The sequence below is a fragment of the Nostoc sp. UHCC 0252 genome (genome assembly GCF_034931145.1).
Taxonomy (GTDB): domain Bacteria; phylum Cyanobacteriota; class Cyanobacteriia; order Cyanobacteriales; family Nostocaceae; genus Nostoc.
Genome location: NZ_JAYGHE010000038.1, coordinates 63,973 through 75,185 on the forward strand (window position 1 = coordinate 63,973; position 11,213 = coordinate 75,185).

Genomic DNA, 11,213 nt, shown 5'->3' on the forward strand with positions numbered 1-11,213 from the left:
TTAGAGGTTGTTTGAAAAGTGTTTCACTGTGACTTTAGGCGCTTTTAGCTCCCCCCTAACCCCCATTAAAAATGGGAAATCGAAATCAAAGTCCCCCTTTTTAAGAGGGATTTAGGGGGATCTAAAACTTGATACCGACAAGAGCAATTTTAAAACATCCTCTTATAAACCAGAAGCCTTTATTTGGCTGTAATCTCTGAGTTACAAAATCATAATCCAACTAATAAGTCAATGATAAAAGTTCTTTCTCATAGCTTTTTTATCTTATTGTTGGCAGTTCCAGCAGCTTGGGCAGCATCTCCAGAAGAAGATTCGAATCCAGTAGATGCTGATAGAAATTTGCAGGGACAAGTCAATTCTGTTTCCCAACTTTCTGATATTAAACCGAGCGATTGGGCATTCCAAGCACTGCAATCACTGGTCGAACGCTATGGCTGTATTGCAGGTTATCCTGATGCAACCTATCGCGGTAATCGTGCCTTGAGTCGTTATGAATTTGCAGCTGGTTTAAATGCCTGTTTAGATCGGGTGAATGAATTAATTGCTGTGGGTACTAATGATTTCGTCAAGAAAGAAGATTTGACAGTCCTGCAAAATTTGCAGACAGAGTTTGCGGCAGAATTGGCAACTCTGCGTGGCCGGGTAGATACCCTAGAAGCACATACAGCAACGCTGGAGGAGCAGCAATTTTCCACCACTACTAAGTTGAATGCTCAAATTATTACCGCTATTAGTGATACCTTCGGTAATAGAGTCGGTGGAGAAAGCGATGACTCCCGTCTCTTCTTTGCAAATCGGGGTCGTCTCAACTTAGAGAGTAGCTTCACTGGCCAAGATTTGTTGCGAGTCCGGCTGGAGTTTGGCAACTTTGCAAATTCCAATGGTACAAGTCAAATTGCCGCAGCTACAGGCACTGGAATGACACGCCTGAATTTCGACAATGACAGCAACAATACACTGATAATTCCCCACATCCGTTATTACTTCCCCGTTGGTGAATCCCTTTCCTTCGTTGTTGGCCCCACAGGTATTGGTTACAACGATATTACAAACAACATTACTCCTGCCACTATCGGCGATGATGGTAACGGGATTCCCTCGCTATTTGGTAAAAACAGCCCTCTCTTCGAGCGGGGTGGTGGTGGTGCAGCCGCCAACTTGAGTATCAGTAAAAACTTGATTCTCACCTTGGGCTATTTAGCTAATAGTCCGAATGTTCCATCAGCGCAAAATGGATTATTTGATGGCGGTTACAATGCTCTAGCGCACCTAGCATATTACGGTGAACAAGGAGCTATTGGTGTTGCCTACTCTCATGGTTATAACCCTGCTGGCACTGTAGATATCAATGCCGGCAGAGGCAGCGCCCTGTCAAATGCTCCCTTTGGAAACAATATTGCTACTTCCAATAGCATTGTCGGTGTGCAGGGATACTATCGCTTTTCCCCAAATTTCCAGGTTCACTCTTGGGGTGGATATGTCTGGGCAAATGCGAAGAACTCTGGTTTCAGCGATATTTCTAATGGTAGGGGTGGAACCGATTCTCTCTTTGTCAACAATGGTGATAATGCCAATGCTTGGTTTGGCGCAATTGGTGTGTCGTTTCCAGATGTGGGCGGTAGAGGGAACCTGCCGGGGATTCTCTTCGGGATACCGCCGCGTGTCTCTAACAGTGATGTCCGTCAAGACCGAGACACCGCTTACCATATTGAAGCATTCTATCGCTACCGCCTGAACGATAATATTTCAGTAACTCCTGGTTTTTGGGTGATTCTCAACCCAGAAAACGATAGTAGAAATGATACGCAGTATGTGGGTGTGCTGCGTACAACCTTCGATTTTTAACGGCTCGCGGAAATTCCCACACTCAAAGTACTCGTAGGACGGGGATTGTGAGCGGGTGATTTCTGGTAATCTAGTTAAGTCTTGACCATCAATGCCATAAGCGAAAACCAAGCTAACGGGTATATGTTGCAAGAAAAAGATTTGGGTCTTGGGAATCAGGACTCCTGCACTTGGAGGGAATGTCAGACCAATAGAACTACAAAGTCCTAAAGGCTATTCCCGATGAATTGGGAAGCCCTGGCGTATTACGGTGGGGTAATTCACTCAGTTAACCAGCCAAACAGACCTGCTACGGTAAGATTGAAATCTTTGGCAAATTCTGGTACTGGCAAACGTGTTTCTGGTTCATCATAAAAAGTGGCGCTTTGATCTGGCGGGTAAACAAAAACAGATTGTTCTTCTGGATCTATCAACCATCCCATCTGAGTTCCATGTTTGAGACAATGCAGAATATTTTTGGTAACTTTAGTTTGACTTTGGTCAGGAGATAGGATTTCGATTGTCCAATCTGGAGCAATTGAAAAGATGTTAGCAACCCCACCATTTTCCTTGCGTGGAATTCTTTCCCAGAAAAACACAGAAATATCAGGTATGATTGAGCGTCCACCAAAAGTACAGCGAAGTTCACAAAAAGCTCGTGCAATCTGTTTGGGTTTTACAACCAAGTTGATTGCAGGTGCTAATTCAGTTTGAATTACACTATGTTCTCCTTGTGGCATCGGTTTTTGGATAATACGCCCATCAATATATTCGCTGGCAGGTTCTGTCTCTGGCAGCTTTAGGAATTCGTCTATAGTCAAGGATTTAGCAGGGATCTGTACCATTTAAGGTTTCCTTGAGAGGGGTAAATTGCACTGCTTCTATTTGTTATTCTACAGATAGCTCAATCAGTGGAGCTTACCCGATTAAGTTTTTCTGTCAAAGTCATATCATGTTCGGCAAATTACTTGTGATATGTGATTGCGAGTGCAACAAAGTGGAACGTTCGCGCAGCGTCTCTTAGAGTTGCGATCGCAAGGCTTTTGGGATTGCAACAATTTAGCGTTACGCTGGCGTGACAACGCTAACCTCACCTTACCGATGGAGGAGGCAGGGGGCGGGGGGCATAAATTAATCTATTTATGGAGAAAAAAATGTATTTCCAGCCGCACGGCACGAGAAATACGGCATCCTTATAGCAGAGCAACTAAATTTATTTATGGGGATTCTTAATTTTGAATTTTGAATTTTGAATTCGGAGCGATCGCGTAGCGTATCGTAGAGGAGCGACGTGACCTTTGCAATAACTGCTTTCTGTGATGAAGTGGCAAAATTTAGATAAGTTCAGTTTTAGGTTGCAATTCTCACAAATCAAATAGGATTGCTATATATAAAAGAGCAATTTTCAAATGACCATTTACTTTTATAAGGTTTGGCAGCCTTATGGCTGTTTTTCTAACTTTTCTCCTCACGAAATCCACATTCAGGGCACTTGCTGGGCAACGGTTGAGCATTATTATCAAGCGCAAAAGTTTGTTGGCAGCAAAGATGCAGCAATTATACCTATAATCCATGCCGCCGCCACCCCAGAAGAAGCTGCCGCTTTGGGAAGATGTGGCACTCGCCAACTCCGTAAAGACTGGAATTTGGTCAAAACGCAAATTATGCGAGAAGCTGTACTCAAAAAGTTTCTCACTCATGCCGATATTAGAGAAGTTTTACTCAAGACAGGCGATGAGCTTTTGGTCGAAAACTCCCCAACCGATTCTTTTTGGGGCTGTGGTGCTAATAAAGCTGGTCAAAATCATCTCGGTAAAACTCTCATGAGTGTACGTGAAGAAATCCGTAATTTACTATCTTTAACGGGAATTTACGAATAATTGAATCCAAATAGTTGCATTCAACATAAAATCAGTAATAAGACGGGGAATTTCAATATTTCCCAGTCAAAAAATTTTGAAAAAGTTGCCAATAATTCAATTTCTTCGAGTTATATAGGAATCCGGTTTGATTCCTGTTCGCGCAGCGTGGCGTGCCATATTTACTTGCGTGGATTGGGAATTGGGAATTGGGAAGAAAAGAAGTTATACATCCGTACTGGGTCTTGTTCAAAAATAAAATAGGAGTCCTATAACTTGAATCTCCTAGACCTTATATCATGTCCAGCAAATTACTTGTAATATGTCATTGCGAGTGCAACGAAGCGGAATGTTCGCGTAGCGTCTCGTAGAGATAGCAATCGCAAAGATTTTGGGATTGCTTCTCTTCGTACCCTGCGGGAACGCCAAGGGCGGTACGCAATGACAATTGTTTAACTGGACATGATATCAAACCATTGTTTTACAAGGTTCACGCTCCTTTAATGTTCTTGCTAGATTGGCAAATTAGCGATTATTCTTATCGATAAAATCCACTATTGTTGAGAGTAAGCAGCCTAGATTTAAGGCTTCGTAACTTCTCAGAGCGATCGCTCTTACAAATATTAAGAGATATCCAAAAAAGCAGTGCAGTATTAGAGAATCTTCCGGCGCCAAAATGGTTAAATGATAAAATAATGATGAAGGTATTATTTAAGTAATAGTACTGACATAATTTAATGAGTAAGAATATAAAATCAATTAGGATCAAATGATTAAATTTTTCTTTCCTTTAAACTTGAGAGAATGTTTGCAAAGTACCTAATGATGCACCAAGTGGTGTGATATCTCCCTAGATGAACTTTCTTAGGACTACGAGAATCAACCAAAACATCTAATACTTTTCAAATATCCTCTAATCTATTTTCAAAAATACTTGTAACAAATGTATCTGCCTGGCAATGCTTTTATTACAAGATTTTATTGAAATGGAATGAAAATCAAGGCATTGTTAAGTTGAAAGTTTTCATTAGAGACAATTATAAAAAAACTATACTTCAGTTGTGGTGTACATAACCAATGACATCTAGCGATAAACCAGATAGGTTACAGCAAAGCTTAGACCAAGAAAGCTTACTGCATCGGATGATCAAACAGATTCGGCGATCGCTCGACCTCCAAGATATATTAACGACTACTGTTAGTGAAGTACGGTTATTTTTACGTGCAGATCGAGTCAAGGTGTATCGGTTTGATGCTGATGGTAGTGGTGAAGTCATTGCTGAATCTATTCATGAACAGCGTCTACCATCCTTGTTGGGGTTGCGCTTCCCAGTTCATGATATTCCCGAAGCGGCTAGAGAGATGTTTCTGCTAGCGGGGCTACGTTCGATTGTCGATGTAGCAAACGAGAAGATCGGGCTATCACCTCTACAATCAACAGAAACTGGCAAACGCCTACGAACTAATATTTACTATCGGCAAGTAGACCCGTGTCATATTCAATACTTAAAAGCAATGGGGGTGCAATCTTCTTTAGTAGTGCCAATTTTGGATTGCGATCCCCAAGAACAATCGGCAAAGCCAAAATTATGGGGATTATTGGTATCTCACCACAGTGAACCGCGAAAGATTTTGAAGCGGGAATTAAAAGTATTGCAGCAAGTTGCCGATCAGGTTGCGATCGCGATCGCTCAAAGTAATCTCCTCACCGAAGCCCTTAACCATCAGAAACGAGAAGCCACCGTTAACCGAGTCACCACACTATTGCATAAACTACCAACAATCCAATTACAGGGAGCTGTTCAAGAAGTTATTACCGCATTCAGTGGAGTAGGTGGCAGGCTTTACATTGAAGAGAGTCGAGAAACATACATCTGGGGCGATCAACCCACATTACCTTACGAATTAGATAACAGCATTATTGAACAGCATCCTACATGGCAAAACTGGATGGCTGAGTGTAAACCAGGTCATATTTGGGCTACTACCGATCTCTACAAAGAACCGCATTTACGAGTTTTGGCTTTAGCGTTCCGTTCTACCCAAATTCGTGGACTAATGGTGATTCCCCTACATTACCGGGAAAAATTTATTGGTGTATTAAGCATTTTTCGTGCTGAATTTGAAACCGAGATATTGTGGGCGGGAAAATGCGATCGCAATCGGCGACAATTGTTACCCCAGCTTTCCTTTGAGGTTTGGCGAGAGCAAAAAAAGGGGCAAGCGCCTGAGTGGAAACCGGAAGACATGATGTTGGCGCAAGCCTTGTACGATCATTTTTCAATGGCAATTCAGCAGCAGCAAATATATAAAGAAGTACAAGCTTTAAATTCCAACCTAGAAGTGCGCGTGCAAGAACAAACTGCTGAACTAGAAAAATCATTACTAATCACCAAGGTAATTAAGCAAATCACAGAGCAAATCCGCAGTACATTGGACTTGCAGACAACTCTGCAAACTATCGTCCGGGAAGTTCGCTCACTGCTAAATTCTGATCGGGTGGTGATTTTCCAACTGAACAGTAAATCGGTGATTGTAGAAGAGATTAATGGCAATTGGCAGTCAGTTTTGGGAGTTAACGCACCATTGGAATGCTTTCCTGATGAGCATACAAATTTATACTCTCAGGGTAGGGTACGAGCAATTAACAATGTTTCAACCGATTCTTTAAGTGATTGTCATCGAGAGTTTTTGCGAAATCTGCAAGTTCAAGCAAACTTAATAGTTCCGATTAATATAGGTATGGAATTATGGGGCTTACTAATCGCCCATGAATGTAATGCTCCCAGAGATTGGCAGGATGCAGAAATTGATTTATTACAACAGCTAGGAGATCAGGCTGCGATCGCTATTCAACAAGCACAACTCTACGAACAAACCTGTAATGCCGAAACTGAAGCCAGAAATAAAGCTGGACAGTTAGGGCATACTCTACATGAACTCCAAGAAACGCAGACAAGATTGGTTCAAACTGAAAAAATGTCTGGCTTAGGACAGTTGGTAGCAGGTATTGCCCACGAAATCAATAACCCCGTTAACTTTATTTACGGTAATCTCTGCCACGCCAGTGACTACATCGAACAACTACTAGAAATTTTACGCCTCTACCAGCTACACTATCCAAATCCTCATAGTGAAATTAGCGCTGCGATCGCTTCAATCGATTTTGAATTTTTGGTAGAAGACCTGCCAAAAATAATTACCTCAATGCAGGTAGGAAGCGATCGCATCCGCTCAATAGTGTTGTCATTACGAAATTTTTCTCGCTTGGATGAGGCTGATAACAAGCGCGTTGACTTGCACGAAGGCATTGATAACACTTTACTAATTTTACAACATCAACTGAAAGCAAATAACGGATTTCCAGCTATTCAAGTAATCAAAGACTATGGCAATATCCCATTGGTAGAATGCTATGCCGGTCAAATGAATCAGGTATTCATGAATATTTTCAGCAACGCCATAGATGCTCTAGAAATGGGGAATAGGGAATGGGGAATGGGGAATGGGGACAAGGAGAATCAGTCATTGCCAATGCCTAGTATCTACATTTCCACTAGAATCTCAGCAGATAACTCTCGTCTTTTGATTCGTATTCGTGACAATGGCCCTGGAATGCCTCCAGAGGTAAAAAAGCGAATTTTTGACCCGTTTTATACTACCAAGCCTGTGGGTAGGGGCACAGGGCTTGGATTAGCTATCAGCTATCAGATTATTGTCGAAAAACATGGTGGAATCATGGAATGCATTTCAGAATCTGGCAAAGGTACAGAATTCTGGATTGAAATTCCTGTTAAGCCTCCAGCTAGAATAGCCGACTAAAGGCATTTTCAGGATATTATCAAAACTTAAAATTTTAATTATCAATTATTTATCCAACAGAATTCAGGAGTCAGGAGCCAGAATTCTGTTGGGCGTTCTGTATGACTGGCGGATGAATAATCGGGTTGAAGACCCCCACCAAATTTTCAATTTGGTGGTGCAACAATTTCTGCGCGGTCTGAATCCTGTTAGCGGATAGCTAAAGTTTAGCCCATTCAGAATAGCTGAATTCTTCTTCAACCAAAAGATTGATGATATTTTATTAAAAATATACTGATGCAGAAATTTAAGAAATATCCCATTACTGCAATATATTTACTTTGACTACAAATACTTTGAAAGTAAAGTTTCATTGCAAAAAAAGTCCATACCATTCATGAGTGGTAATTTAATAATAGAAGCTAAGAAATAAGCTTCCCTGGCAGATATAACAGCTGCATTTGGAATCGTAGTAAGAGGTAAAAAACGCTGTTTAACTTAAATCTGTCTCGTCAAAACACAGCAACACCCAACGCGAAAACTGCTATTTCCTCAAGTGTGGAAGATTAGGGGGCGCTGTAACTGGTTTTCATGACTTGTGTAAACAAGTTAGGAAAGTTAGTACATCCCTGTATCTGATAAACAATAAGAGAAGATAGTTCAGCGAGTAGAAGTCTGGGTGTTGTTGCGTTTAAAGAGAAGTATCAAATATGTACTTCTCTTAGTGTAAGATTATACTAAGTTAAATAGTGAAAATAGTTTAAATAGCGCCTTATGTCAATTATTGCGCTCAGAGCGTGGTATCTACAAGATTACGAGCCGATTCCAGAACTAGAAAAGCGTCCGCCAGACATTCGCTTAAGCAAAAAAAGCCTGCTGAGATCGGCATTGCGAGCAGACTTTTTGGAAGAAAGCGACGAAGTTAAGAAATCAACTTGGTTTGGGCGCTATTTGGAAGGGGAAAATATTGAATTTTATATTGAAGGAAGTGGTGGCTATTGTGTTGCCAACATTGACTTAATTAGTCATGAAATTTATTTTACCAAGCAAGCACTGTTAGCTCAGTTAGAACCAACGATTTTTTTCTCCTATCAAACCGAGTATGTCGGCGCGACGAATGCTTTAAGAGAAGAACTGCGAAAAAGTCTGGAAGATTTAAACAAGCGATCGCGCTTTCCTCTAACATTAGTAGAATCCTCTCGCCCCAGTGGTGCGATACGGATTAACCGCACAATTATGCGAAAAATTCGTAAGAGTCTGTTATTTATCGCTGACACTACCCCCATCACTAGTATTGACGGTAAAGAAACCCCCCAATTAATTCCTAGCCCCAATGTCTGTATTGAGGTTGGCTATGCCATCCAAAGTAAGCGAACTGAACAGATTCTACTAGCGCAAATGCAGCGTTCAGACATTGAAGGACAATTTCCCTTCGACTTACCCACACAGCAAATTTTGCAATTTCAAGACACCACAGAACTAAGCAAAATCCTCACAGGAACAATTCAAAATCAGTTAACCCGATTCAAATTGTTTTTTTGAGCAATCTGTAAAGAGTAAAAAGGTAAATATCTATTTTACATTGCTCCTTCAAACTTCTTTTATTGTTTTCTGCTTTCTTGTTACTTAGAAACTAGAAGAGTATGAAGAATACATAAAGCTCAGTATCTGTGTATACATTTATCAGCAAATAATGTGAAGAGTATGCAAAGATAGTTATTTAAGCATAGGTATTTAAGTAAGATATCGAGTATGTAGTTATTTTGAGGCAATTGAGATGTTGTATATATTCAAGCTCAATACTTAGGGAGAATAACCCAGAAACAAGGTATAAAAACATTTTTTTTGATCAAAAATTAACTGTTTTCTAGATTGAAGCTAGTAGGACTTAGGCACTGGCAAAAAAACAAATATAAAAGGTGGTTTTTAGGGACTCAAGCTTGATTTTTTGATAATGTTCACTGATTTCTACTGAACAATTATCTAGGATTCACAGCTTGATTAATTTGTATAGTGCTTAAGGCTTAGATAGTTTGAGATAGTTATAGGACTTACGCATCAACGCATACAGGGTCGATTCATGAATTATCCCTACGTACAATCAAGCTTTCACGGCTTTTTTCTAGTCTCTAAGTTAGATAATTGTTACGTATAATCCCATCCTATGGGTAAATCTTTGAGAAATATTGCTGTTCCTCAAGACTATCGAAAACCTCAAGTCTTGGTGAACTTTTGTGCCCTGAAACCCCACAAGCAGCAGCTTGAGAACTGAAGTTACTGAAAAAATCAATTTAGGTAGGTAAAAGTCATGGCAAACATCATTGTTGGAACCAACGGGAATGATACCCTAGTCGGTCAATACTACGACACCTTAACTGGTGGAGGTGGCAACGATATTTACAATATCAGTCCCGGGACGTATGATTACGTAATCCCGCCGGGCGCGATTATTACAGATTTTGGTGGCATAGGTCAAGGAACAAATCCGACAGCAGGAGTCATTGCCGAAGTGGATACCTTAATATTCCAAGGTAATGGCTTGACTGCTCGAAATCTACTGCTTACCCAGAATGGCAGCAATCTGGAAATCACCTTTCAAAATAATTTCGATACTAAAGTCACTTTACAAAACTTTGCCCTGTCCAACCTTGATAACCTCAGTACATCTACAGGAGCCACTGTAAACTTAGGCAATATCGTGTTTTATGGACAAACTAGCACTACAGACAGCTTTGATGTCTTCAATGCTGATTCTACCCAAAGCACTATCTTCAACAAAAATACAGTTACCTTCCTTAACGACCTGAACAATAACGTTAGCGGTTTTGATAACTCAGATGATGTTATCAATGGTCAGGGAGGAGATGACATCATTGACGGCAAAAGTGGCAATGACTTGCTGCGGGGTGGTGCGGGCAATAACCTCCTCTCTGGGGGCGATGGCAATGATTATCTTGACATCTCTGGCTATGAGGACTTCCCTCCTGGCGACAGCAGCAACTCCCGCTCTTTAGGCAAGAATACCCTCAACGGAGGCGCGGGTGACGATACGTTAGATGCTAGTGGTTCAACAGGCGATAACCTCCTCTCTGGTGGCGATGGCAATGATTCTCTTGACATCTCTGGCAGCTACAGGTTTTACATTGCTGCATCCGACTCTCGCTCAACAGGCAAGAATACCCTCAACGGAGGCGCGGGTAACGATACTTTAGATGCTAGTGGTTCAAAAGGCGATAACCTCCTTTCTGGGGGCGATGGTAATGATTATCTTGACATCTCTGGCAGGTACGATAATTCCCGTGCCGAATCCGACTCTCGCTCATCAGGCAATAATACCCTCCAGGGAGGCACAGGTGACGATACATTGAGGGCTAGCGGTTCAACAGGCAATAACCTGCTCTCTGGGGGCGATGGTAATGATTATCTTAACATCTCTGGCGGCATCCTTACCTTTCATCCCACTGACTCTCGCTCAACAGGCAATAATACCCTCAACGGAGGCACAGGTGACGATACATTGAGGGCTAGCGGTTCAACAGGCAATAACCTGCTCTCTGGGGGCGATGGTAATGATTATCTTGATATCTCTGGCAGAGGGTTGATTATCGGCTACGACTCCTTCAGCAGCGATGACTCTCGCTCATTTGGCAATAACACCCTCAAGGGAGGCGCGGGTGACGATACATTGAGGGCTGACGGTTCAACAGGTGATAACCTCCTCTCTGGGGG

At 41.6% G+C, this 11,213-nt stretch carries 7 protein-coding genes; 6 read left to right on the forward strand and 1 reads right to left on the reverse strand.

The window, feature by feature from the left end:
• The first annotated feature begins 231 nt into the window (after window positions 1-231).
• Window positions 232-1,845: an iron uptake porin gene (locus VB732_RS20655; protein WP_323232777.1), complete on the forward strand. Its 1,614-nt coding sequence runs from the start codon at window positions 232-234 to the stop codon at window positions 1,843-1,845.
• Between the two features lie 260 nt (window positions 1,846-2,105).
• Here VB732_RS20655 and VB732_RS20660 read toward each other — a convergent pair whose 3' ends face one another.
• Entirely contained in the window at window positions 2,106-2,669 is a 564-nt protein-coding gene (locus tag VB732_RS20660) for a Uma2 family endonuclease (RefSeq protein ID WP_323232778.1), read from the reverse strand.
• 142 nt (window positions 2,670-2,811) lie between these two features.
• Here VB732_RS20660 and VB732_RS20665 point away from each other — a divergent pair, with 142 nt between their 5' ends.
• From VB732_RS20665 to VB732_RS20685, 5 genes are all read left to right on the forward strand, one after another.
• Window positions 2,812-3,057, forward strand: coding sequence for a hypothetical protein (locus VB732_RS20665; RefSeq protein ID WP_323232779.1), 246 nt, complete (start codon window positions 2,812-2,814; stop codon window positions 3,055-3,057).
• Between the two features lie 176 nt (window positions 3,058-3,233).
• Complete coding sequence (locus tag VB732_RS20670) at window positions 3,234-3,704, forward strand: N-glycosidase (RefSeq protein WP_323232780.1); 471 nt, start codon at window positions 3,234-3,236, stop codon at window positions 3,702-3,704.
• 1,056 nt (window positions 3,705-4,760) lie between these two features.
• Window positions 4,761-7,505, forward strand: coding sequence for a GAF domain-containing protein (locus tag VB732_RS20675; RefSeq protein WP_323232781.1), 2,745 nt, complete (start codon window positions 4,761-4,763; stop codon window positions 7,503-7,505).
• Between the two features lie 753 nt (window positions 7,506-8,258).
• Complete coding sequence (locus tag VB732_RS20680) at window positions 8,259-9,026, forward strand: hypothetical protein (protein WP_323232782.1); 768 nt, start codon at window positions 8,259-8,261, stop codon at window positions 9,024-9,026.
• A 766-nt stretch (window positions 9,027-9,792) separates the two neighbouring features.
• The coding region (locus VB732_RS20685) for a calcium-binding protein (RefSeq protein ID WP_323232783.1) at window positions 9,793-11,213 on the forward strand (1,421 nt) is incomplete at its 3' end.

Coding starts and splice junctions, on each gene's coding strand:
- VB732_RS20655 (WP_323232777.1), top strand. CDS start 232: ATGATAAAAGTTCTTTCTCATAGCTTTTTTATCTTATTGTTGGCAGTT.
- VB732_RS20660 (WP_323232778.1), bottom strand. CDS start 2,669: ATGGTACAGATCCCTGCTAAATCCTTGACTATAGACGAATTCCTAAAG.
- VB732_RS20670 (WP_323232780.1), top strand. CDS start 3,234: ATGACCATTTACTTTTATAAGGTTTGGCAGCCTTATGGCTGTTTTTCT.
- VB732_RS20675 (WP_323232781.1), top strand. CDS start 4,761: ATGACATCTAGCGATAAACCAGATAGGTTACAGCAAAGCTTAGACCAA.
- VB732_RS20680 (WP_323232782.1), top strand. CDS start 8,259: ATGTCAATTATTGCGCTCAGAGCGTGGTATCTACAAGATTACGAGCCG.